This is a genomic window from Nocardia sp. NPDC049526 (assembly GCF_044465765.1).
Classification (GTDB): Bacteria; Actinomycetota; Actinomycetes; order Mycobacteriales; family Mycobacteriaceae; genus Nocardia.
In genome coordinates this window covers 42692-67514 of the sequence record NZ_JBITMA010000023.1, presented here as the reverse complement: position 1 = coordinate 67514, position 24823 = coordinate 42692, and the positions used below count along the sequence as shown (strand labels likewise).

The following is a 24823-nucleotide window of genomic DNA, read 5'->3' as shown; positions in this document are numbered from 1 at the left end:
CCGAGCCGACCGCATTGCCCGAGCAGCACCAACACGAACGGGCGAATAGTCGGCGAACTCATGGACATTGTTGTCCAGGATGAAGGAAACAAATGAAAGTCACGATCGACAACCTGACCCTCGCGTACGCCGGCAATACCGTGGTGCGCGACCTCGACATCGACATCGCCGACGGCGAATCACTGGTTCTGCTCGGGCAATCCGGATGCGGTAAGACCAGCACAATGCGGTGCATCGCCGGTCTCGAAACCCCCGACGCCGGACGTATCGCCATCGGTGATCGCGTCGTCTACGACTCGGCGAAAGGTCGCACCGTTCCGCCGCACAAACGCAATGTCGGGATGGTGTTCCAGTCGTATGCGGTCTGGCCGCACCGCACCGTGTTCGAGAATGTCGCGTTCTCGTTGAAGATGCAGAAGGTCGGAAAGCAGGAGATCCGCACGCGGGTGCTCGAGGCATTGGATCTGGTGGGTTTGCGGGAGCTGGCCGACCGCGGTGCCAGCCTACTCAGCGGCGGGCAGATGCAGCGGGTCGCGCTCGCTCGAAGCCTGGTCATGCGACCGAGCGTGCTGCTGCTCGATGAGCCGCTGTCCAACCTCGACGCTCGCCTGCGCGAACGCCTCCGGATGGAATTGCGCGAGCTGCAACTGCGACTCGGCCTGACCACTGTCTACGTCACCCACGACCAGGTCGAGGCGTTCGCCCTGGCCGACCGCATCGCGCTGATGCAGCAGGGGCGCATCGTGCAGATCGGTACCCCGGAGGAGATCTATACCAAGCCGACGTGCGCCTCTATCGCGGACTTCCTCGGGGTCGGCAATATCTTCCGCTGCACACCGAGCACCGGACAACGCGGTGCGGTGGAGCTCACCGACTACCCGTCCATCGCGGTACGGGTGGACGCCACACCAGCCGAGACCGGCCCGATCATCGTCTGCCTGCGGCCGGAGGACCTCCTGGTCACAGCAGTCGACGAGACCAGGTCGGACGGGCAGTCCTGGACCGGCCGCGTCGAAGTCGCCAGTTATCAAGGTGCCTCGATCCGGTACCGGGTGACCCTGGACGATGGACCCGAAGTAGAAGCCATCGCCACCGGCCACGCCAGTCGGGTGTTGGGAATCGGCGAGCGCGCAATGGTCACCGCCGTCCCTGGCGGGGCCCAAGTCCTGCGCGATGACCGCGTCGAGACGACAGCGGTGCCGGCATGAGTGAACAAACCCTCGACACGGCGCCGACGATGGACCACTCTCGCTCCGAACATGTCGAGCCCGCACGGAAGACCACTGCGTCCCAGCACAAACGGCCCCGACTGCGCCGCTGGTTCCCGGTGCTGCTGCAATTGGCGCTGCTCGCCCTCATTGTGCTGTGCCCGATGTTCTTCATCGTCATGGGCGCATTCACCGACAAGACCGAACGCACCTCACTGTTCGACTTCGGCGACTTCACCCTGGACAACTTCCGCGTGCTCGGCTCCGACACCGCACGGTCGGCGATGCTGAATTCGGCCGGGGTCGGAATCGGCGCATCGCTGTTGGCGCTGGCGATCGGTTGCACGCTCGCCTTTTTGGCGGCCCGCACCGACATCCCTGGCCGCAAACTCATCTACGGCTTCGGGATCGCTCCGCTATTCCTGCCCGCACTCGTCGGCTCGCTGGCATGGGTACTGCTGGCGGGGCCCGCCACCGGCTACCTCAATCTGGCTTTGAACAGCATCGGACTGCCGAATGCGATCAACATCTACAGCTTCGGCGGAATGATCTTCGTCCTCGGCCTGTACTACGCGCCCTACCCGTTTCTCATGGTGCACTCGGCGCTGTCGCTGATGAACCCAGATCTCGAGGACGCAGCCAGTCTGCACGGCGCCAAGCTCACCCAGATGCTGCGCAAGGTCACTTTCCCTCTGGTCATGCCTGCCGTCGTCGGCTCGGGCATCCTCGTATTCGCGCTGTCCGTGGAGAACTTTCCGGTGGCTCAGGTCATTGGTGTAGCAGGCGGTATCGACACCCTGCCGACCATGATCTACCGGCTGATGAACGCCTCGCCCGCCCGCTCCAACGACGCGGCCGCCGTCGCTGTCGTCCTCACGGTGCTCCTCGTCGCCGTGGTCGCGTTCCAACAGCGGGCGATGGGCGGCAAGCAGTACACGACCGTCACCGGCAAAGGTGTGCGGGCACGCAAGGTGCCGCTGCGCGGCTGGCGCATCCCCGGCGCCGTCTTCGCCTGGGTGTACTTCGCCCTGGCGGTGGTGCTCCCGGTGCTCGGGCTCATCCTCGCGAGCTTGCAGACCAGTCCCTATGTCGCCGACCTCGGGCAGCTGGTCCGCCCCGGCGCGCTGTCACTGTGGGGTATGGGACAGACACTGAAGAGTCCCGACTTCCACCACGTCGTGCTCAACAGCGTCACCGTGGGCGTCGCGACCGCCGCGATCGGAACCGCGCTCTGTTTCGCCCTGGCCTATACCCGATATCGCACCAACGCACCCGGCCGCAAGCTACTCGAATACCTCGCCATGCTCCCGCTGGCCGTACCCGCCATCGTGCTCGGACTCGGACTGCTCTGGACCTGGCTGGCCATGCCGATACCGGTCTACGGAACCCTCGCCGTTCTGGTCATCGCCTTCGTCGCGGTCTTCATTCCCCAGGGATACCGCGGCGTGTCGGCCTCGATCATCCAGCTCGACAAGGACCTCGAAGACAGCGCCGTCATGCTCGGTGCCCGCCGACATCGAGCCATCAGCTTCGTCACCGCACCGCTGCTGCGGGTCGGACTTTCCTCCACCTTCCTGCTCCTGTTGATGCTGTCCATGCGGGAACTGACCGCGGCACTGTTCTTGTTCACCTCCGACACGCGACTGCTGTCGATCGCGATCTTCGACGCCTACGACAACGGCTCCTTCCAGTCCGCGGCCGAACTCAGCCTGCTGTACTGCGTCGTCATCGCCACCCTCGCCATCCTGTCGCGCCGCCTCGGATCCAAGGAAACCGTCTGATGAAGAAGATCGTGATCGGCCTGGGCGCCGCCTTACTGGCCACCCTGACGGCATGTGCACCGCCCCCGGCAGGCCCGCCATTGGCCCGGCCGGCCCAGAGTATCCAGCGAGACGACGCTCTGATCATCAACGACGAGCAAATCGCCGACCAGAGCCTGTGGGCACAAGCCAGGGCCGAGGGCAAACTCACCCTCTACAGCGGCTACACCCAAGCCAGCGAAGCCACGCTCCTGCACCAATTCGAAGCCGATACCGGTATCCAGGTCAAACAGATCAGGCTCACGCCCAACCGCCTCTACGAGCGAATCGTCGCCGAGTACGGCGCCGGCAAACTCAAGGCCGACGTCGTGCGTATTTCCGACGCCGGATTCGTGCACGGCCTCGCCGAGCGGGGCGTCTTCCAGCCCTATCAACCATCCACGGCGACGAATCTGCACGACGATGTCATCTTCGAAGCCGGCAATTACTACCGCACCTTCGACCCCGTCTACACCTTCGGCTACAACACCGCGCTGGTCCACGCCGATGCGGCGCCGACCAGTTGGCGATCACTATTGGACGACCGGTGGTCGAATAAACGGGGCATCGCCCAAGCCGGCGCCGGTGGTAGCGCTCTCGCGCTGACCCGATTCCAGCGCGAGGTGCTCGGTGACGACTACCTACGTCAATATGCCTCTGGGGCGAGGGTTTTCGATTCGATCGGCGCCCAGCTCGACGCACTGGCCCGCGGCCAGATCGACGCGGGCACGGTAGTCGTCAGCGCCGTCAATATCGCGAACAACGCGAACGCACCGGTGAAATTCGTCGTCCCGACCGAAGGCGTCACCGCATACGACTACTACACCGGGGTCGCCTCGACCGCCACCAATACCGCTGCCGCCAAACTGTTCCTCAATTGGAACCTCTCCAAACGCGGGCAGCAAGTCTTCGCCGATATGGGTGAGTATTCGGTCCGCACCGACATTGCCGCGCCCAATGTGCGCGGCGTGCAACTGCCCGATTTCACCGACCCCAAGGTGCATCGCATCACCCCGGCCGAGTCGATCAGCAACGCCACCACCGACCAACGGGCCTGGAACGCAATCTTCGGTTACAACCAATAGATGCGAACCAGGACCGCCCACTGTGTCACGATCTGACGCGGTGGGCGGTTCCGATGCCGAGGAACGGCTCCGATCACTTGAAGTCGTTCATGCTCTTCCCGAAATCGGCGAGGGTGGTCGCCTTGCCGTAATCGGCCTTGTACATGTACGGGGTCATGTCGCAGCGGTACGGACCCTTTTCGGGTTTGAAGTCCGCGGCCTGCCACCCCTGCGGGGGTCGCCGTCGCCTGCACGATATTGAAACAGGTCGATTTCGCGCCAGTGGGCGATTGATCGACCGGCGCCTGCAGCCCGCCACCGGTCCACGCGCTCTCTTTGATGGCGTTGTCGTAGACGCACTTTCGGGTGAGCTGATCACCACAGCTTGCCGCCGACTTGGCGAACAGCAGCCACGACTGGAACGCCCGCAGCGCCGAGTAGGTGACGTCCTTGCCAGGGGCGTACTTCGCGAACAGATCCTTCAACTGCTTCAACGCCGGGACCGTATCACCGGACTCCAGCGGCGCCGTCCCGCCCAGATCGGCGAAATTGTGCTGCGCCGCAAGGGAACTGCCCGCCAGCCGCAGAACCACGGTGCCGGTCCCCACCAACCGCGCCCGGCACCATCCAGAGCAGCCATCGACCAACGATTCCAACCCGGCCACAACACATTTGAAGCAGACAACCCCGCAGCCGAACCAACCGACAGAACCCGACGACAGCCTCTTCAGCTCAGCTAATCAAACTTAAGTACCGAAAAGTGTTGCAGTTCGGTCTTTCACCACCTGGGTCGACCACCGGAGCGAAAGTCCGAGGTCGGTCAGTTCGTAGGTAACTGTGACCGGCACCGTCGGCGTCACCGTGCGAGTGATGACGCCGTCGCGCTCGAGCGTCGATGGCTTGGCTGCGGGGCGATGGGCTAACTTCGTTCGTACGGCCCAGCGGGGCCGTGATGAGCATGCTGGAGGTGATGTCGGTCGCCGCCGCTTCAGCACGCCGGTGTGGGTGTGACGGGTGTGGGTGATCTACTGAATTCCAGTCGCACGGCCCCAGGGCCGTTGCGGGGCAACACGATTGCGGTGCCCTGTTTGTAGCTCCAGGTCCGCGGGAGGATGACGAAATTTTCGTTGGTGGTCATGACCAGGACGAGGCCGTCGTAACGGTAGCGATAGGCCGCGCCCGGGTCGGCGCACGCAGTTCGAGTGATGTTCTGGATGTTGAGTTCGAGCGCTTTCTCGGTGTACAGGGTTAAGCCTGCGGCGGTGGGGAGGGTGTGCTCGAATCGGATGGCGCGGCTTTTGCCGACGGCCATGGAGTAGGCGGTGGCCCCCCAGAAGAAGCTGCCGGCGATGAGCAGCAAGACCAGGCCCCATTCGCCGAGCTTGGTCGCGGGCGCCGGTGTTCCCGCCGCGGCAGCGACCTGGCGACGTCGTGTCCTGACCACCGCCCACAGCAGCAGTACGCCGACGATCACGCAGGTCGGCCCGACACCCAATCGCCGATTCAGCGGTGTGTCGATCCAGAATTGTGACAATCCGTTGAGCAGCAACAGCGAAGCCACGATCGTGGTGGTGATCAACAACCACCCGGGTCGATGGCCGGACAGGATTCGCTCCGGCAATGCCACGCGGCCCCAGATCAGGGCCAGCGCAACGGCTGCGATGGTCGCGACCGGAACGAACAATCCATCCGCGCTGCGCATGACGTAGTCAGTGGTGGTGAGCCCGAGCGATGTCGAATCCACACCCAGGTAGGCGCAGAATCCGCGCGCGTGGAAGTAACCCCAGTAGTACAGCAGACCAGCCAACAGAGTTGCGGGCGCGACGAACTGCGCGACGAGCTGCGCCAGTTGCGACAGGTCGGCGACCGAGGTCCGGCCATCTTCCCGGCGGCCCGGTGGATCAGTATCAGCCACCGGGCCTCGTCGTTGTCGTCGGTACGGGAGCAGTGGTCTTCGACGTGGATTTCGTCGTCGTCGGCGGTGTGGATTCTGCGGAGCTCCCCTCCGGCTTGCAGCGTTTCATGAAGACGGTCACGTGTCCGCCGGCATTTTCTGTTGCTTTCGGCCCAATGCCTCCGGATGGCAGTTCACGGTCCAGATGAACGTAGGCGTTGAAACTGCCGGTCTTCGGGTCGTCGGGAGAGGGCCGGCAGGGCGGAGTATCTGCCTTGTCGTCTTTTTGCGTGACGACCGTGACGCAGCCGTTCGCTAGGCGGACTGCCCTGCAACCGTCGTTGATCTGGTCCTCGAGCTGGTCGACGACGTCCTCGATGGGTTGTCCTGGGGTGAAGTTCTGTGGCCCAATATCGACCGGGATCCCTTTCCCCTCACCGACATCCTCGGATTCACCAGGGTTGCCCAGACCCGAGTCGCCAGCCCGGCCATCCGGCGAGGACGGCGTGACGTTGTCACAACCAGCGAGTGCCACGAGGCACGCAGCCACGATCACAACCAATATCGGTCTGCGCATTCGAGCCCCTTCCATGCTGCCCGCACCCACCGCCCCGGGCCGACACATCTCATTGTTCAGCACGTCCACGACCGATGCATCTCGATTAGAAAACCCTGTCCGCCTACGGTTCTCGTGGAAGTAGCACGCGGTGATCGGGTTCCGTGCTTGGTGCAGAACAGCAACTCGTCGGGGTCGCGTGAGAGGTCGAGCCGGTCGAGGGTTACGAGCGGAACGCTCACGGTGCGGATTCCGCGCGCCGTCTCAGGTTTACCGAGCTCGAGGCGGCTACCGCCGTCTTTCCACGCCTTGTTGATGCGCACCGCGCAGGAGACCGGGTTGACATCACGCACCAGCAAAGCACCGACTTCGCTGGGCCGAGCCATCGATACCAGTCCGAACTCGGCATGGGGGCGCCACCGATTACCGATCAGCAGTTCGAACAGCTCCCACTCGTCGTCGTCGACGATGTCGATCTCGGTCGGATACTTGGTCGGCAGCCGCGTACTGGTGCACGGGTTGAACGGCACCGGCGTGGGACGCTGTTCCACAGCCGCGCGCAGACCGCCCGATAGGAACCCGTGTTTGTTCGCAATGGTCTTGGGCGCGTTGCCCTTGTCCTGTTCGAGAAAGACTATCCAGGCAGCGTCGCGGTCCTGGGTGACCGCGTCGATGGGTGCTCGTTCACCGAAGAACGGCGTGATGTCGTTGCGGATGTAGCCGGTGTACTTGCGGTGCACGGGAGCGGAGATGCTTCGGATACTCAGCAGCCGGTCGGCGTAGCCGGTCAGTCAGTCCGTCAGCAGCACCGTATCGGAGCCGGTGCCGCGCTTGACTTCGAGAACCTTCAGGGCCTCGCCGATGCCGACGCGGTCGATGAGTTCGGCCCACCACTGGGCCTCGCTGTAGTCGTCGAAGGTTTCCGAGGACTGCCGACGCTAGCCGTCGGTGTCGTAGAAGTAGAAGTAGAAGTAGAAGTAGAACGACGACGGCGTGGATGTACGCCTATGGCCATCGCGCGACCAGCAAAGTGGGCCCGCCCTTCTGATTGTCCAATGCAAAAGACAACGAAGAAAGGTTGAGAAGGTGGAACCGGAACCCCTGGCTCTTATACCAAGTTTGGACCGGTGCCGGGAAATCGCATGGTCTCCAGCCATTCCGAAATTGCTTCGTTGTTTACTACGTCAATGCCATATCCGCGGGCTGATATGGGAGCGGTCCGCTGGCAGCATCTCAGGCGATGCCGTTCCAACTCGAATGCGGCCACATTCGCGACCACCAACCTGGCGCGCTCCCCCGTCGCCATATCGACCTGTCGCCTGCTGGTCGCGCCGGACGCCGCCGCTTCCTGACCGAGGTGGTCCAGCACAGCCGCCACCAACTGCTCTTCGGCCGAAATGCCGATGTAGCAACCCCGAATTGACACCAGAGCGGCAGCGACGTCGCATTCGGCCCGCGCGGGGCGAACAGGACATTGCCGCGTTTTCGATCACCGTGGCAATGACCTGCTCCCGCCGACCGGCTTACCCAACTCCCGCTGTCTGCGCGTCTGACGACCATCCTGCACGCCGCCGAACCGCGTGGTCCGGTGTGGCCCTCACCGTGTTCCCTCGTGTCAGAATGTTGCTTCGTCGAGTTGCATGATGCTGTCGTCGATGTCGGAGATCATCGACCATTCGGCGCTCAGGTGCGGCAGCACGGTCTTGGCGAAGAACGACGCCACGGCGATCTTGCCGTCGTAGAAGGCCCAATCCTGCTCGCCGAGATCGGAATCCAGAGCGGTGAGAGCGATTTCGGCCGCCACGATGAGCCGAAGAAGTCCTGGGCCTGGATCGCGGTGGTGCCATCGTAGCGCGAGTCGATCTTCGAGTCGCGGATGTACTGCTCGATCAGGTAGTCCTGCAGGAAACTCAAGCCCCCGAAGCGCTGCAGGGATTCGGTCAGATACTGATAACCCCGCTCTGATCCGCCGCCCTTGACGATCGGCGGCAGCAAATCGTTCACACGTGCGGCCAGTTCGGCGCCGGCGCCTGAAACATGCTGGGCCGCAACGGTATCCTGGTGGGCGGTGTATAGGTAGATCGCGCGCAGTCCCTCGACGTACGCCTTCTGCATCATCAGTGAGCGCCGCACATCGGGGTGGTGGGTGACGGTCACCTTCGGCGCGTTCTTGTCGGCGCTCTGGATCAGATCACTGCCCTGCACGCGGGTCTTGGCGTACTCGAGGGCGTTGAGGTAGCCGCTGGAGAGAGTGGCGATGGCCTTGGTGCCCACCATCATCCGGGTTTCCTCGATGACCTTGAACATCTGCGCGATACCGTCGTGGACCTCGCCGACGAGATACCCGATGGCTGGTGTGCCATGCCCGCCGAAGGTCAGCTCGCAGGTCGTGGACGCCTTCAAACCCATCTTGTGCTCGAGGTTGGTCACGAAAACACCGTTGCGACATTCGCGCCGAAGCTCGACCCGATCGCTTCATCTTCTCTGGGCCGCGAGTCACGGGCACGGTACCCGCGGCTCGGCCGACCACGAAAAGTCAGCCCGCGTCGGCCGGGCGCACGACCGCGACCGCATCGGCGGGACGCGATGGTTCGATCGTCACCGTCTCGGCGCCATCGTGACGAGATGACGTCGCCGATTCGAACAGCAGCGCCGCGACGATGCCGGCCACGAGGAATCCGACGGGCAGATACATGGCCTGGCTCAATGCCGAACTGAGTGGGTCCTTGACGGCGTCGGGGATGCTGTCGGCTCCCATGCCCCCTTTCCCGATCTTGCCTCCCCCCAGACCGTGCGCGGACATGCGCGCGGTGATCGCCGCGGCGATGGCGGCACTGCCGATCATCGAACCGATCTGGCGCATCGCGTTGTACACCCCGGACCCGGCGCCGGCTTGGTGTTCGGGGAGGTTGCGGGTGGTCGTCGCCGCCAGCGGCGCCCAGGTGCACGCGTTCGCGAAGCCGCTGACCGCCCCGACCGCGACGAACCACGCGATCGGCGCCTCTCGGGGGATGAGGAGCGACATCGCGACAATCGTCATCGCGTAGAGCGTGAAACCCACAAGGGGGAACAACCGAGGATGCGCCTTGTCACCGAATTTGCCGACCACCGGCGCGAAAACCAGCATCATGGCGGCCATCGGCGCGAAAACCAGAGCCGCCCGTGTCGGGGACAGTCCACGCACCACTTCGAGGTAGAAGTACAGCGGGACCATGGCGGCCGTCGCGGTGGCGCCGGTGGAGACGATCGCGATGTTGCCGAGCGCGAAGTTGCGGTCGCGGAACAACGTCAGCGGTAGCAGCGGTTCACCGCCACCGCGCAGCTGGGTCACCACGAAGATCGCCAGGACCACCAACCCGGCGGCGATCAAAATCCAGATGAGGGTGTCCCAGTTCCGGATATCGCTCTCCTGCAGGCCGTACACCAGCAGGAACATGCCGACGGCGCTCAGCAGTACGCCGGCGATATCGAAGCGGTGCGGGTTGGTCGGTAGCGACGGCACCAACCGCAGACCGAGTACCAGACCGACGACCCCGATGGGGATATTGATGAAGAAGATCCACCGCCACCCGAACGCGTCCGACAGTGTGCCGCCGAGGATCGGTCCGACCAGCAGGGCCAGGCCCGCCACCGCACCCCACAGCGACATCGCCGCGCCCCGCTTCTCGGCCGGGAAGGTGCGTCTGATCACGGCCATGGTCTGCGGTGTCATCAGCGCCGCGCCGAGGCCCTGCACCACGCGCGCGGCGATCAGCACGCCGATGGACTGCGACAGCCCGCACCACAGCGAGGCCAGCGTGAATATCGCCAGCCCAGCGAGGTAGATGTACTTGGGGCCGAAGCGATCACCGAGACGACCGCAGGCCAGCAGCGGCACCGCGAAGGCGAGCAGATAGGCGCTCGTTACCCAGATCACCTGCGCCACACTGGCATCCAGTGCACGCAGGAGTACCGGATTGATCACCAGGACGATCATCATGTCGGCAGTTGTCAGGAAGAACCCGACGACCATCGCGATCAGCGCGGGCCACGGATTGCGTTGTGGGTCCGCACCAGGACGTTCCACCTGAGTTCGAGACATGGATGCAGCCTCGCAGCGACAGCTGAGTCTGTCAATAAGATCCAGCATCTAGACTGCTGCCATGACGCAGCCACACCCACCCGCCATGGACTGGTCCACCGAGAACGACACGGTCTCCCGCGCGATGGAGATCCTCGGCGAACGCTGGACGGTGGTGGTGCTGCGCGAAATCTTCAACGGCATCCGGCGTTTCGACCAGATCCGCGAGCACGCGGGCGTGCCGAGACAGGTGCTGACCAATCGCCTGGCCAGGCTCTGTGAGGTGGGTTTGCTTGTCCGCCGACCGTATCAGGAGCCCGGCGAGCGCAAGCGCCACGAATACCGTCTCACCCCAATGGGATTCGATGTGTTTCCGATAGTGGTGGCGGTTCGTCGATGGGGCGACCGCTACCTGGCGGATCCGGAGGGACCGCCGGTGACCTCGCTGCACCGAGAATGTGGGGCCGAGGTCGGTGTCGAACTCGTCTGCGCCGCCGGCCATCACATCGACTCCCCTCGTGACGTGGTATTCCGGCCGGGTCCGGGAGCGCGCTCGATGGCGCCTGCCGCACCCGCTGATCCAGCGTGAGCACCGATTGCTCATCGCCCCGCCACACCGCTCTCACCCGCGGACCGATGGCTGGTCAACCCCGGTTGCGCGGGTGCGGAGTGGTCATTAGGTTCCATGCATGAGTTCAGCTTTTCCGCACTTGTTGTCGCCACTGCGGGTGGGGCGGGTCACGCTGCGCAATCGTGTGGTGATGGGTTCGATGCACACCGGGCTCGAGGACCGGGATTGGCATATCGACCGGCTGGCCGCGTTCTTCGCCGAACGGGCCCGTGGCGGCGTCGGCCTGATCGTCACCGGCGGATATTCGCCGAACCGCGAAGGATGGCTGTGGCCTTTCGCCTGCGCGATGATCACCGAGGGCGACGCGCAACGCCACCGGGTCATCACGGACGCGGTGCACGAGGCGGGGGCCAAGATCGCTTTGCAAATCGTGCACGGTGGGCGCGATTCGAATATCCCGATCAATGTATCGGCCTCGGCGGTGGCGTCCCCGCTCACTGCGTTCGAGCCGAAGGCCATGACCGAGGAGGGCATCGAATCGACGATCGCCGACCACGTGCGCTGCGCCCGGCTGGCGAAGGTAGCAGGTTATGACGGCATCGAATTGATGGGCGGCGAGGGCTTCCTGATCAATCAATTCCTCGCGCCGCGCACCAATCACCGCACCGACCGCTGGGGTGGCTCCGCCGAGAACCGGCGACGGTTCCCGGTCGAGATCGCGGCGCGGACCCGGGCCGCGATGGGCGAAGACTTCCTCCTCATGTTCCGGCTTTCCATGGCCGAATTCGTCGAGGACGGACAAACCTTCGAGGAGATCATCGCGCTGGCCAAGGAATTGGAGGCCGCCGGGGTCGACGTCATCAACACCGATATCGGTTGGCACGAATCGCGGGTGCCGACGATCGCCACCTCGGTGCCACGAGCCGCGTTCGTGGGATATACCGCCGAACTCAAGACCCACGTGTCGATTCCGGTCTGCGCCTCGAACCGCATCAACATGCCCGAGGTCGCCGAGGAGATCCTGGAGCGGGGCCAGGCCGATCTCATCTCGCTGGCCCGCCCGATGCTGGCCGATCCGGAATGGGTGAACAAGGCCGCCGAGTCCCGGGTGGCCGAGATCAACACCTGCATCGCCTGCAACCAGGCCTGCCTCGACCACACCTTCACCCGCCAAACCGTGTCCTGCCTGGTCAATCCGCGGGCCTGTCACGAAACACTGCTGCAGTTGCTGCCCACTCGGCACGCCAAACGCGTCGCCGTCGTCGGCGCGGGCCCGGCGGGGTTGTCGGCCGCGATCGGGCTCGCCGAGCGCGGTCATCACGTCGAACTCTTCGAGGCGTCCGACACCATCGGCGGCCAGTTCGACCTCGCACGGCGTATCCCGGGCAAGGAGGAGTTCAACGAGTCGATCCGGTACTTCCGCCGCAAACTCGAATTGGCCGCTGTCACGGTGCATTTGAACACCCCCGCCACCGCCGAGCAGTTGGCCGGCGGCGGCTGGGACGAGGTTGTCCTGGCGACCGGCGTGCGACCTCGTGTACCCGATATCCCCGGGATCGACCACCCGATGGTCCTGTCCTATCCGGAACTGATCCGGCAGGAGCGAGCCGTCGGCACGCGCGTCGCTGTCATCGGCGCAGGTGGAATCGGTTTCGACGTCAGCGAATTCCTCGCCGTCGACGGTCCGGCCGCGCTGGAACTCGACGAGTGGCGGGCCGAGTGGGGTGTCACCCACGACCATCGCGCGCCGGGACAGTTGACCGCGCGCAGGCACACTCCCGCTTTGCGGGAAGTGACACTGCTGCAACGGAAGTCGGGACCGTTCGGGCTGAGTCTCGGCAAGTCGACCGGTTGGATCCATCGCGCCACCTTGGAGGCGAAGGGCGTCGAGCAGATCGGCGGGGTCAATTACGAGCGGATCGACGATCGCGGCCTGCACATCAGTTTTGGTTCGAACCGGGACGGCAGGCGGGTACTCGAGGTCGACAACGTGATCGTGTGCGCCGGTCAGGAATCGGTGCGCGATCTATCGGACCGGCTCGAATCCCTCGGTGTGCGAGCACATCTCATCGGCGGTGCCGAGGAGGCCAAGGAACTGGACGCCAAACGCGCGATCGAACAGGGCACGCGGCTGGCGGCCGAACTCTGAGTCACAGTACGAGGGCCGGTGCTCGAGGAGATCTCCCGAGCACCGGCCTTTGTATCAGCCGCTCAACTTTATATAGGTCGCGGTCGCCGTCGCGTATATCTTGTCCGCGGCGTCGACGAGACGGGCTTCCGCGGTCGCCGTCGTCCGGCCGACGTGCACGGCGTGGGCGATCGCGCGCAGTGTGCCCTGGCCGTGGGCGACCCGACGCACGAAATTCGTATTCATGCTGGTGGTCGTGACCATGGCCGGTTCTTCGATCGACAGATGGACCGCACCCCACATCGCGACGTCGAGGACCGCGCCGACCACACCGCCGCCGACCACACCGAGGTAGTTCACGTGCCGCTCGTCCGGTGTGAGACTCAGGACCATCCGACCAGGCTCGGCTTCCATCACCACGATGTTCAGCAACTTGGCCAGCGGCGGTTGCGGCAGGTCACCGGAGCCCAGCCGCTCCAGCAGTTCGTCGCGGGACAGTTGCAGCAGAGCGAGCACGGCCAGGCCGGGATCCTCCCATTCCAGATGCAGTGATCTCGTCGCACCGGACATTTCGATCGTCGCCAGATCGTTGCCTGTCATCACAATCCCTAACTATGTCGATATCTGCTGGTCGATGAGGGCGAAGAGCTCGTCGGCGCTGGCCGCTTCGACGGCGACACGGTCGCTCGGGACCGCGGCCTCCCGGTCCGCCAATGCCTCGGCCAGCGTGGAGCGGACCCGCTCGGCCAGCCGAGCCTTGTCCGCCGCGGACGGTATCGTCGCCAACAGCGTGCGCAGGGCGGCGATCTGATCGTCGATCGCCGACGGGATCGAGGTGTCCGCCCAGCGCGAGAGCACCAGTTTCGCGACGGCGGCGGCGGTCGGGTAATCGAACACCAGCGTCGTGGGCAGTTTCATACCGGTCACCTCGGTGAGCCGATTGCGCAACTCGACACCCCCGAGGGAGTCGAAACCCAGGTCGCTGAACGGAGTTTCGGGATCGATGGCATCGGCCGAGGCGTGACCGAGAACCGCCGCGGTGTGCTCGCGCACAAAGCCGAGCACCAGCGCATCGTGCTCGTCCTCCGGGGTGGCGGCGAGTTGCTGCGCCAATAGACCGCCCCCGGCCGCTGCGCTCGTCGTGCGCCGAGCACGCGCGGGGACCAACCCACTGAGCACCTCGGGCAGTAGCTCCGCTCTGGCCTGCGCCGCGAGCGCCGGTTTATCGAACTCGACACCGGCGACCAGTGTTTCGTCGGTGGCGACCGCGGCGTCGAGCAGTGCGGTCCCGTCGTCGTCGCCGAGTACCTTGATGCCCATTCGCGCCAACCGTGCCACCGTGGATCGGTCCATGGTGCCCGCCATGCCAGTGTCTTCGTTCCAGAGACCCCAGGCGATCGACAAGGCGGGCAGCCCCTCGGACCTGCGGGCACGGGCGAGACCGTCGAGGAACGCGTTCGCCGCCGTATAGTTGCCCTGCCCGGCCGAGCCCAGCAGCGCGGCGGCCGAGGAGAACAGCACGAACGCCGCCAGCTCGTGCTCGCGGGTGAGCTCGTGCAGATTCAGGGCACCGTCCACCTTGGGGGCCAGCACGCGGTTGAGCTGTTCCGCGCTCAATGTTTCGATCGTGGCGTCGTCGATCATGCCCGCGGAGTGGATCACCGCGGTCAGCGGATGCTCGGTCCCGATCGCATCGAGTACCGCCGCCACGGCGGCCCGATCAGCGACATCACATGCGGCGACCCGGGTTTCGGCGCCCAGCCGCGTGAGTTCATCGACCAGCTCCGCTACACCGTCCGCCGCGTCGCCGCGCCGGGAAACCAGCAGGAGGTGTTCGACGCCGTGGGTGCGGACCAGATGACGGGCCATCACCGCGCCGATTCCACTGGTGCCGCCGGTGATCAGGACCGTGCCATCGCCGAATGCGCCTGTCCGGCCGAATGCTTCGGCTCTTCCGACGAGACTGTCCATGGCGCCGAGACGCGGCACGCACAGCACGCCATCGCGGACCGCTACCTGTGCTCGTTCCGACTCGACCACGCCGCGCACGACGGCGTCACCGAGATCGCCGTCGTGGTCGAGCAGCACGATGCGGCCCGGATATTCCGATTGTGCGGTGCGGATGAGCCCTGTCACCGCGGCGGCCGCCAGGTCGACGGACTCCCCCGGCATACCGGCCGCGCCGCGAGTCGCCACCACCAGACGGGTATCGGCCAGCCGCTCGCTGGCAAGCCAGGATCGCACGGTGGCCAAGGCCGAGTGGACCGAGCTCCGCACCGCGGCGGCCGTATCGCCGTCGATCCGACCATGTCCGGCGGCGCTCGGCTCGGTGATCGACCAGACGACCACATCCGGAACAGACTCTGCCGCAATCATTTCCGCGACGTCGGCGTAGTGCAGTTCGATATCGGGCACCCGCACCGCGCCCAGGGTCGCGAGCACTGCGCCCGCCGCCGGTGCGGGCAGCTCCGACCGGATCCACCGCAAGCTCAGCAGCGATGAGCGCCGAACCGCGGCCACCGCGTGCAGTGCCGCGGCATCGATGGGACGCGCGGCAACCGCGTCGATCGTCAGCACGAGCGCCCCGGTCTCATCGACCGCGGCGATGCTCACTTGCCCGTCGGCGTCCCGGCTCACCCGTGCGCGCATCGCGGCGACGCCGGAACGCCACAACCGAACGCCGGTAAAGGAGAAGGGCAATGGCAGCTGCTCTGGAGACAGACCGTTGTGCAGACCGTCGATGGCCACGTGCAGGCTGGCGTCGAGCAGTGCCGGATGGATGCCGAACGCGGCTGCGGAACCACTCACCGAGTCGTCGAGGGAGACTTCGGCGAACGACTGCTCGCCACGCGTCCACATCGCCGTGACACCCTGGAAAACCGGACCGTAGTCGAATCCTTTGTCCGCCAATCGATCATAGAGAGCGCTTTCCGACGGCTGGGCCCCGGAGGGCGGCCAGTTCGCTTCGCTCCAGGTGGGAACTTCGTCCCCGTCGGCGGCGGTCAGCACACCACCGGCGTGCAGCACCCATGGATCCCGATCCGCCACGTCCCGATCGGCGGCGTCGGCCCGCGAATAGATCGCGAACCTGCGCCGTCCCGCATCGTCGGCCTCCTCGACACTCACCTGAAGATCGACCTCCGCACCATCGGCGAAGACGAGCGGGGCTTCCAGCAGCAACTCGTCGATGACAGCGACGTCCAGCTGCGCACCCGCCGTCAACGCCAACTCCGCGAAGGCCGTGCCGGGCAGCAGCACCGAACCGAACACCGCGTGGTCGGCGATCCAGGGATGGGTCCGCACCGAGAGTCGTCCGGTGAACAGCCACTGGTCCCGGCCCGCGAGCGGCACCATATTCGTGACCAGCGGATGTCCGAACGAGCCGACCACCTCGTCGGATTGCGGCTGCAACCAGAACCGCTTGTGTTGAAAGGCGTAGGTGGGCAGCTCTATCGGTCCGGTGCCACGCGCGCCGAACAGCAGTGGCCAGTCCACCGGCGTGCCCACCACATGCACCTGCGCGAGGGCTGTGACGAACTGGAACACCTCGTCGATCGATCGTCGGGACGAGGCCACCACGATCGACTCCGCGCCGACCTCCGGGTGTTCGGCCAAACACTCCCGGGTCATCGCGGTGAGCGCCGCGTCAGGACCGACCTCGACGAAGCTACGCACGCCCGACTCGATAAGGCTATCGATGCCGGGCGCGAACCGCACGCAGCCACGCACCTGCGCGACCCAGTACGCCGGATCGCGAACCTCCGCCCCCACCGGGGTCCCCGACACATTCGACACGATGGGCAGCAGCGGCTCATGATAGGTCAATCGCTCTGCCACCGAACGGAATTCGTCGAGGATGGGTTCCATCAGCACTGAATGCGAGGCATGCGAAATCCGCAGCAACGTATTCTTGCGGCCCGCGTCGGCGAGCCGCCGCTGAATCTCGCCGACGGCATCGGCGTATCCGGAGAACAGCACCGACTCCGGCCCGTTCACCGCGCCGAGCGACACTCGGTCACCGAATCCGGTCAGCAGCTCGGCGGCCTCGGCCTCCGAGACCGCCGCCGCCAGCATCGCGCCACTGGCCGGAGCCGCCCCCATCAGCCGGCCGCGCGCCGCTACCAGCTCGCACGCGTCCGAGAGCGACCACACGCCCGCGACGTAGGCCGCGGTCAGCTCGCCGAGTGAATGACCCGCGACGACATCGGGTGCGACGCCGAACGATTCGAGCAACCGGAACATCGCCACTTCGAAGGCGAACAGCGCGGGCTGCATCCAGCCCATCGCGTCCAGCACACCCGCCGAATCGGTGAACATGACCTCCCGCAACGACCCGCCGAGGTGCCGATCGAACTCGGCGCACACCTCGTCCAGTGCCGCCGCGAATACCGGGAACGCCGCGTACAGCCCGGCACCCATGCCCACTCGCTGCGCGCCACCACCGGTGAACAGGAATGCCGTCTTCCCCGAACCGACGGCGCCCTCGGCCACACCCGGCGACCCCGAGCCCGCGGCCAGGGCGTTCAGCCCGGCCAGCAGTTCGGTTCGGTCACCTCCGACGACGATCCCGCGCCGATCCAGCAACGCCCGTGAGTCGAGCAATGACCGCGCCACCGCCCACGAATCCACCTCGGGACGGTCGGCCAGCCAGTCCCGCAATCGCGCGGCCTGCCCGCGCAACCCCGCCACCGTCTTCGCCGAGAGCACCAGCGGCACCACCGCAATCGTCGAATCGGCCGCGAAACCCGATGCGACGGAGGATGATTCACCATCTGCCGTGCCTGTCGTGGTCGGGCGTGGCGCCGGTGCTTCCTCGAGGATCACATGGGCGTTCGTGCCGCTGATCCCGAAGGACGACACCCCGGCCCGGCGGGTCCGCTCGCCCGCGGGCCACGGCTCCGCCTCGGTCAGCACCCGCACCGCGCCCGCCGACCAATCCACATGGGGCGACAGCTCGTCCACGTGCAGGGTCTTCGGCAACATCTCGTGCCGCAAAGCCTGCACCATCTTGATCACGCCGCCCACGCCGGAAGCCGCCTGGGTGTGACCGATATTGGACTTGAGCGCGCCGAGACGCAGCGGCCGGTCCGCGCGATCCTGCCCGTAGGTGGCAAGCAGGGCCTGCGCTTCGATCGGATCACCGAGCGCCGTCCCGGTACCGTGCGCCTCCACCACATCCACCTCGTCCGGGCGCAGGCCCGCATCGGCCAGCGCCGCCGCGATCACCCGCTCCTGCGAGGGACCATTGGGCGCGGTCAGGCCGTTGCTCGCGCCATCCTGGTTTACTGCGGTGCCGCGCACCACGGCGAGGACGTTGTGGCCCAATCGCTGTGCGTCCGACAGCCGTTCCACCACGAGCACGGCAGCGCCCTCGGCCCAGGCCACCCCGTCGGCTGCGGCCGAGAAGGACTTGCACCGACCATCCGGCGCGAGACCACGCTGCCGGGAGAACTCCACGAACACCATCGGCGTCGACATCACCGTCGCGCCGCCCACCAGCGCGAGCGAACTCTCCCCCTGGCGCAGCGCCCGGCACGCGACGTGCAGTGCCACCAGCGAAGACGAGCACGCCGTATCCACCGTCATCGCGGGTCCTTCCAGACCAAGCGCGTACGCGACGCGTCCGGAGACCACACTCGCCGCAGCACCGGTCCCGATATAGCCCTCGGCCTCCGGCCCGCCCTTGCGGGTGAGCACCTCGTAGTCCTGGTACATCACGCCGGTGTAGACGCCGGTGTCGCTGCCCCGCAACGAGGTCGGATCGAATCCGGCGTGCTCCAACGCCTCCCACGACACCTCGAGCAGCAGCCGCTGCTGCGGATCCATCGCGACCGCTTCGCGTGGGCCGATTCCGAAGAAGGCCGCGTCGAAACCGGCCGCGTCGGGCAGAAATCCGCCCTCGCGGGTGTAGGACGTGCCGGGGTTGTCGGGGTCGGGATGGATCAGGCGTTCCAGGGGCCAGCCCCGGTCATCGGGAAATGGACCGATGGCATCGGTGCCGGACGACACGAGATCCCACAGCCCGCCCGGCGATTCGACGCCGCCGGGATAACGGCAGGCCATGCCGACGATCGCGATCGGCTCGTCGGCGCGCGTCCGGCGGCGCGCGGGCTGGGCATTCGCCGCCGCGCCCGCACCATCGAGTTGCGCGCGCACGTATCGGGTGATGGCCTTCGCTGTCGGATAGTCGAAGGCCAGCGTCGACGGCAGGCGCAGACCCGTGGTCTTGGCCAGCCGGTTGCGGAAATCCACCGCGCCGAGCGAATCGAATCCGAGTTCATTGAAAGGCTTTTCGGCGTCGATCACCGATCCCGACGGATGCCCGAGCACCGCGGCGACCTGCTCTCGGACGAAATCGAGAACGATCGCGTCGTGCTTGTCCGGCTCGGCCGCGGCCAGCCGCCGGGTCAGGTCCCCGCCTCCGCTGCGCACGCGCCGTGGGGAGGGCACCAATGATTGCAGTGGCGACGCCAGCATGCCGGCGCGCGCTTGGACCGATAGTGCGGCGAGGTCGAAGTCGACCGCGGCGAGGAAGGGAGTGCCCGCATCGGTCGCCAGCTCGAGCAGCGCGAGGCCGTCGGCCGGCGCGAGTGGGCGAAAGCCCATGCGCGACAGGCGTTCCACGGCGGCCGCACCCAGTTCGGCCACCATCCCGCTGTCTTGACTCCACGGTCCCCATGCCACCGACACCGCGGGCATTCCCGCGTTGACACGCCGTCGCGCCAAGGCGTCCAGGACCGAATTCGCCGCCGCGTAGTTGGCCTGTCCCGCCGATCCGAGCACCGCCGCGATCGAGGAGAACATGACGAACGCCGACAGGTCGCGGTCCAGGGTGAGTTCGTGCAGGTGCAGCGCCGCATCGACCTTCGGTGCGAGTACACGGTCGATCTGCTCGGCGGTGAGGGTTTCGACGGTCCCGTCGGCCAGCAGACCGGCCGCGTGCACGACAGCTGTCAGCGCGGGACCGTCGGCGATCTCGTTGAGCAGTGTCGCCACGGCGGCACGGTCGCTGACATCGCAGGCCAGTACCCGCGCCCGAGCGCCGAGTTCACCCAATTCGGTCACGAGTTCGGCGACGCCGTCGGCCTGCGGGCCACGCCGGGAAACCAGTACCAGTTCGCGCACGCCCCGGACAGCGGCCAGATGTCGGGCGACCAAGGCGCCGAGCCCGCTCGTACCACCGGTGATCAGCACCGCACCCGAGCCGAACGCCTGGCCCGTGTCGGTCGCGGACACCTCGTGCCGGGTCAGCCGCGGCGCGAACAGCGCGTCCGCGCGGGCGGCCAGCTGCGCCTCCTCGGTCCGCAGGGCCGCCGCGACGAGATCGGGGGTGACCGCGGCCGCATTGTCGATGTCCACCAGGACAATTCGACCGACATGCTCGGATTGGGTACTGCGCACCACACCCCAGGAGGCGGCCGCGGCCAGATCGGGATCCTCACCGACGAGACCAGCCCCGTTACGAGTCACCACGATCAGCCGTGCGTCCTCGGCCGTCGGCAGACGCAACCACGATCTGACCGACTCCAGCACGGTGTGCACGCGCCGGCGTACGAGTTCCGCCGAACCAGGTCCGGAATCAATCGACGGCTCGAGGTTATCGGCGCACCACACCACGAGGTCGGGGACGTTGTCGCCGACCGCCTCGGCCAGGGCGGCCATATCCTGGTAATTCTCGTCGAATCCGGACGTCGAAGCGGCACCGACGACGGCCATTCGCCGACCCTCCTGGCCTGCCTGCGTACGGGATTCGACGACGCTCCACTGCACGTCGTAGAGCGCGTGACGTGCCGAAGTCCGATCATCGCGCAGGGCCCGGCTGTGTACCGGTCGGGCCTGCAGCGCCTCGATGGTCAGCACGACAGCGTCGGATTCGTCGACGAGTTCGAGCCGCACACTGTCGGTTCCGCTACGCCGGATGCGCGCCCACGCGGCCGTCACACCGCGGCGATACACCCGCACGCCGGTGAAGAAGAACGGCAGCGGCGCCTGATCCTGCGGCAGTTCGGCGCCGAGCTCCTCGACGGCGGCGTGCAGTGCCGAATCCAGCAGCGCGGGATGGATGGCGAAGCGGCCGGCGTCGGCATCGAGTTCGGTGGACAGGCGCACCTCGGCCACGACATCGTCACCGGCACGCCACAGGCGGGCGACATTCTGGAACGTGGGGCCGTAACCGAGTCCGCGCGCGGCCAACCGATCGTACATCGGCTCGCCGGAGACGACATCGTCCTGCGTCGCCGGGCCGAGGTCGCGGCCGGTCAGCGGCGCGTCGTTCGACTGCGCGGGCGCGAAGACGCCGCGCGCATGCGTGATCGCGCTCGTGCCGGTCCGCGACTCCGGCGCGCCGTCGATCACGAAGGCGTCCTCGACAAGCTTCGACACCACGACGAAGCGCCTGCGGCCGTCGTCATCGGCGGCTTCCACACTGATCTGGATATCGATTTCGGTGTGCTCGTCCATCCGCAGTGGTGCTTCGAGGACCAACTCCTCGACGATCTCGACACCGAGGCGAGCACCGGCTGCCAACGCCAGTTCCACGAAACCGGTGCCGGGCAGCAGCACCGCGCCGAACACCAGGTGATCGGCGATCCAGGTCTGCGACGCCGTCGAAAGCCTTCCGGTGAACAGCCATTCGTCCTTGCCCGCGATGGCCACCGCCGCGCCCAGCATGGGATGGTCGATCGACAGCAGACCGGCACGACCCACGTCGCCGAGACCGTCGGTGGGCGGCACCCAATACCGTTGCCGTTGGAAGGCGTAGGTGGGCAACGAGATTCGGCGCGTCGATCGGCCCGCGTAGAGGGGCCGCCAATCAACCGGGAGCCCGGCGGCGTGCGCGGCGGCCAGGAACGCGGTGAACTGCGCCACCTCGTCGGCATCGCGCCGACCGGCGGCGGCCACCACCGACCGCGCCTCGAGATCGGGTTCCTCGGCCAGACATTGCCGGGTCATCGCCGCGAGGACGGCGTCGGGGCCGACCTCCAGGAACCGCCGGACGCCGGTCGTGGCCAACGCCACCACACCCGGCGCGAAGCGAACGGCCGCCCGTACCTGATCCGCCCAATACGACGGGTCGGTCAGTTCACGATCGACGACGGCACCGGACATATTCGAGACGACCGAGATGGTCGGCATCCGATAGGTCAATCTCTGCGCCACCGCACGGAATTCGGCCAGCATCGGTTCCATGCGCGCCGAATGGAACGCGTGACTGACCCGCAACCGGTTGGTCTTGCGGCCCTGATCGCCGAGCATCCGCTCGATATCGTCGACGGCGTCCACGTCGCCGGACAGCACCACCGAGGACGGACCGTTCACGGCGGCCAGCGACAGCCGGTTCCGGTATCCGGCCAGCAGCGCGACGGCCTCGTCTTCGGATACGGCCGCCGCCAGCATCGCCCCGCCCGACGGCAGCGCGCCCATCAGCCGCCCGCGCGCCGCCACCAGCGCGCACGCGTCCGGGAGCGACCAGACCCCGGCGATATACGCCGCGACCAATTCACCGATGGAGTGGCCGAGCAGCACATCGGCGGTCACCTCGAATGACGCGACGAGCCGGTACATTGCCACCTCGAACGCGAACAGCGCGGGCTGAGTGAACTCCGTCCGATCCAGCGGCGTCGAGGCGGGCCCGGTCGTGTCGCCGGTAGCGCCGTCTTCGGCGAACATCACCTCCCGCAACGAACATCCGAGCAACGGATCGAACTCGGCGCACACCTCGTCCAGTGCCGCGGCGAACACCGGGAACGCCGCATACAGTCGCGCACCCATGCCGGGTCGCTGCGCGCCCTGGCCGGTGAACAGGAACGCGGTGCGCCCCGAGCCGACCACACCGCGAACCACATCGGGTCCGGACCCGCCACCGGCCAGGGCCGCCAGACCCGCCAGCAGCTCGGTGCGATCGCGTCCGATGACGGTGCCCCGCCAGTCCAGCCGGGCCCGCGAGGTGGTCAGCGCATGAGCGATATCCCACGGATCCGCCTCGCTGTCACCGATCATCCACTGCCGCAGGCGATCCGCCTGTGCGCGCAGCGCTACCTCGGAACTCGCCGACACCAGCAGGGGCACGAATTCGGACGCACACGGCTGCTCGGCGTCGCCCCGCTCGGGAGCGTCACCGGCGGTCGGGCTCTGCTCGGCAACCGGTGCGGTGGGCGCCTCCTCGAGGATGACATGGGCGTTGGTCCCACTGGCCCCGAACGACGACACACCCGCGCGCCGGACCCGTTCGCCCGCGGGCCACGGCTCGCTCTCCTGGAGCAGCCGCACAGTGCCCGCCGACCAATCCACGTGCGGGGTCGGCGCGTCCACGTGCAGCGTCTTCGGCAGCATGCCGTGGCGCATCGCCTCGATCATCTTGATCACGCCGCCGACGCCCGCCGCCGCCGAGGTGTGGCCGATATTGGACTTGAGCGATCCGAGGCGCAACGGAGCCGAGGTACGTTCCGTGCCGTAGACGCTGATCAGCGCCCGCGCCTCGATTGGATCGCCGAGCATCGTGCCCGTGCCATGTGCTTCCACCGCGTCGATATCCGACGGTTCCAGGCCCGCATTGGCCAGCGCTTGGGCGATGACCCGTTCCTGGGACGGACCGTTGGGGGCCGTCAGCCCGTTGCTCGCCCCGTCCTGGTTGACCGCGCTGCCACGCACCACGGCGAGTACGTTGTGCCCCAATCGCTGTGCGTCCGAAAGCCGTTCGAGTACCAGCAAGCCGAGGCCCTCGGAGAAGCCGGTGCCGTCGGCGGCCGCCGCGAACGCTTTGCAGCGGGCATCCGGTGACAGTGCGCGCTGCCGCGCGAAGGCGATGAGCAGCGCCGGATCCGACATCACGGTGACGCCGCCCGCCAGCGCCAGGGTGGCATCGCCCTGGCGCAGGGCCTGACACGCCAGGTGCAGCGCGACCAGCGACGACGAGCACGCGGTATCAATCGAGATGGCCGGACCCTGGAAGCCGAGGGTGTAGGAGATCCGCCCGGACAGCACACTGGCCGTCACGCCGAGATACGCATGGCCTTCGGACTCGGCGGTGAGCGCGGGCGAGCCGACTCGTGGACCGTAGTTCTGGTGATTGACACCGGCGAACACGGCGGTGTCGCCACCGCGTAGCGATGCCGGGTCGATACCCGCGTTCTCCAGCGCCTCCCAGGACGCCTCCAGCATCAGCCGCTGCTGTGGATCCATCGCTGCGGCCTCACGCGGGCTGATACCGAAGAAGGCGGCATCGAAATCGGCCGGGGAATCGAGGAATCCGCCCTGGCGGGTGTAGATCGTCCCCGGCACATCCGGGTCGGGATCGAACAGCCGGTCCAGGTCCCAGCCACGGTCGGACGGGTAATCCCCGACAGCATCCACGCCGTCCGCCGCTATCCGCCACAGGTCCTCGGGTGAGCGCACGCCGCCCGGGTAGCGGCAGGCCATACCGACCACGGCGATGGGCTCGTTCGACCGGTCGGTGAGCCGGCGCAGCTGTTGTTTGGTTTCGTACAGTTCCTTCGCGGACTTCCTGAGATATCTGCGAAGTTCGTCGTTGTCGGCCATCGGTG

General features: G+C 66.6%; 13 protein-coding genes and 2 pseudogenes. 6 read left to right on the top strand and 9 right to left on the bottom strand.

The features are described from left to right. Positions 1–92 precede the first annotated feature (92 nt). From ACIBW7_RS40350 to ACIBW7_RS40340, 3 genes are read left to right on the top strand one after another with little or no spacing between them, the layout of a single operon-like run. A complete protein-coding gene (locus tag ACIBW7_RS40350; RefSeq protein ID WP_397055947.1) occupies positions 93–1208 on the top strand; it encodes an ABC transporter ATP-binding protein in 1116 nt (371 codons plus the stop codon). Continuing rightward, positions 1205–2989: an ABC transporter permease gene (locus ACIBW7_RS40345; protein WP_397055945.1), complete on the top strand. Its 1785-nt coding sequence runs from the start codon at positions 1205–1207 to the stop codon at positions 2987–2989. The genes ACIBW7_RS40350 and ACIBW7_RS40345 overlap by 4 nt, the downstream gene beginning before the upstream one ends. Beyond that, positions 2989–4092: an ABC transporter substrate-binding protein gene (locus tag ACIBW7_RS40340; RefSeq protein WP_397055943.1), complete on the top strand. Its 1104-nt coding sequence runs from the start codon at positions 2989–2991 to the stop codon at positions 4090–4092. Before ACIBW7_RS40345 ends, ACIBW7_RS40340 begins: the two co-directional genes overlap by 1 nt. On the opposite strand, the gene ACIBW7_RS40335 is transcribed toward ACIBW7_RS40340, so the two are convergent. The 5 genes and pseudogenes from ACIBW7_RS40335 to ACIBW7_RS40315 all read right to left on the bottom strand — a co-directional run bounded on the left by ACIBW7_RS40335 (position 4080) and on the right by ACIBW7_RS40315 (position 7261). After that, positions 4080–4565, bottom strand: a complete 486-nt coding sequence (locus tag ACIBW7_RS40335) for a hypothetical protein (protein WP_397055941.1) — start codon at positions 4563–4565, stop codon at positions 4080–4082. The two genes, ACIBW7_RS40340 and ACIBW7_RS40335, sit on opposite strands and share 13 nt — an antisense overlap. Positions 4566–4817: 252 nt before the next feature. Continuing rightward, positions 4818–4964, bottom strand: a pseudogene (locus ACIBW7_RS40330) (winged helix-turn-helix transcriptional regulator); the annotation flags it as partial. A gap of 95 nt (positions 4965–5059) precedes the next feature. Then, entirely contained in the window at positions 5060–5986 is a 927-nt protein-coding gene (locus ACIBW7_RS40325; RefSeq protein WP_397055939.1) for a hypothetical protein, read from the bottom strand. Further along, positions 5979–6542, bottom strand: a complete 564-nt coding sequence (locus tag ACIBW7_RS40320; RefSeq protein WP_397055937.1) for a hypothetical protein — start codon at positions 6540–6542, stop codon at positions 5979–5981. Before ACIBW7_RS40320 ends, ACIBW7_RS40325 begins: the two co-directional genes overlap by 8 nt. 56 nt (positions 6543–6598) lie before the next feature. Next, on the bottom strand, positions 6599–7261 hold the full coding sequence (locus ACIBW7_RS40315; RefSeq protein ID WP_397055935.1) for a hypothetical protein: 663 nt from the start codon (positions 7259–7261) through the stop codon (positions 6599–6601). A gap of 500 nt (positions 7262–7761) precedes the next feature. Between ACIBW7_RS40315 and ACIBW7_RS40310 the strand changes: the two genes are divergently transcribed. Further along, on the top strand, positions 7762–7944 hold the full coding sequence (locus ACIBW7_RS40310) for a hypothetical protein (protein WP_397055933.1): 183 nt from the start codon (positions 7762–7764) through the stop codon (positions 7942–7944). Positions 7945–8136: 192 nt separating this feature from the next. Here ACIBW7_RS40310 and ACIBW7_RS40305 read toward each other — a convergent pair. Further along, positions 8137–8966, bottom strand: a pseudogene (locus ACIBW7_RS40305) (acyl-CoA dehydrogenase); the annotation flags it as partial. Positions 8967–9057: 91 nt separating this feature from the next. Continuing rightward, complete coding sequence (locus tag ACIBW7_RS40300) at positions 9058–10602, bottom strand: DHA2 family efflux MFS transporter permease subunit (protein ID WP_397055931.1); 1545 nt, start codon at positions 10600–10602, stop codon at positions 9058–9060. A 61-nt stretch (positions 10603–10663) separates the two neighbouring features. Here ACIBW7_RS40300 and ACIBW7_RS40295 point away from each other — a divergent pair, with 61 nt between their 5' ends. Further along, the gene (locus ACIBW7_RS40295; protein ID WP_397055929.1) at positions 10664–11170 is read left to right on the top strand and encodes a winged helix-turn-helix transcriptional regulator; all 507 of its coding nucleotides are present in this window, start codon (positions 10664–10666) and stop codon (positions 11168–11170) included. A gap of 100 nt (positions 11171–11270) precedes the next feature. After that, positions 11271–13301: an FAD-dependent oxidoreductase gene (locus ACIBW7_RS40290; RefSeq protein WP_397055927.1), complete on the top strand. Its 2031-nt coding sequence runs from the start codon at positions 11271–11273 to the stop codon at positions 13299–13301. A 54-nt stretch (positions 13302–13355) separates the two neighbouring features. Here ACIBW7_RS40290 and ACIBW7_RS40285 read toward each other — a convergent pair whose 3' ends face one another. Beyond that, the gene (locus ACIBW7_RS40285) at positions 13356–13880 is read right to left on the bottom strand and encodes a PaaI family thioesterase (RefSeq protein ID WP_397055925.1); all 525 of its coding nucleotides are present in this window, start codon (positions 13878–13880) and stop codon (positions 13356–13358) included. Between the two features lie 12 nt (positions 13881–13892). Next, a complete protein-coding gene (locus ACIBW7_RS40280) occupies positions 13893–24818 on the bottom strand; it encodes a type I polyketide synthase (protein WP_397055923.1) in 10926 nt (3641 codons plus the stop codon). Positions 24819–24823 lie beyond the last annotated feature (5 nt).

Excerpts from the sequence above, each read along its gene's own strand:
- ACIBW7_RS40350 (WP_397055947.1), top strand. The coding sequence starts at position 93 with ATGAAAGTCACGATCGACAACCTGACCCTCGCGTACGCCGGCAATACC.
- ACIBW7_RS40345 (WP_397055945.1), top strand. The coding sequence starts at position 1,205 with ATGAGTGAACAAACCCTCGACACGGCGCCGACGATGGACCACTCTCGC.
- ACIBW7_RS40340 (WP_397055943.1), top strand. The coding sequence starts at position 2,989 with ATGAAGAAGATCGTGATCGGCCTGGGCGCCGCCTTACTGGCCACCCTG.
- ACIBW7_RS40320 (WP_397055937.1), bottom strand. The coding sequence starts at position 6,542 with ATGCGCAGACCGATATTGGTTGTGATCGTGGCTGCGTGCCTCGTGGCA.
- ACIBW7_RS40310 (WP_397055933.1), top strand. The coding sequence starts at position 7,762 with ATGCCGTTCCAACTCGAATGCGGCCACATTCGCGACCACCAACCTGGC.
- ACIBW7_RS40300 (WP_397055931.1), bottom strand. The coding sequence starts at position 10,602 with ATGTCTCGAACTCAGGTGGAACGTCCTGGTGCGGACCCACAACGCAAT.
- ACIBW7_RS40295 (WP_397055929.1), top strand. The coding sequence starts at position 10,664 with ATGACGCAGCCACACCCACCCGCCATGGACTGGTCCACCGAGAACGAC.
- ACIBW7_RS40290 (WP_397055927.1), top strand. The coding sequence starts at position 11,271 with ATGAGTTCAGCTTTTCCGCACTTGTTGTCGCCACTGCGGGTGGGGCGG.
- ACIBW7_RS40285 (WP_397055925.1), bottom strand. The coding sequence starts at position 13,880 with ATGACAGGCAACGATCTGGCGACGATCGAAATGTCCGGTGCGACGAGA.
- ACIBW7_RS40280 (WP_397055923.1), bottom strand. The coding sequence starts at position 24,818 with ATGGCCGACAACGACGAACTTCGCAGATATCTCAGGAAGTCCGCGAAG.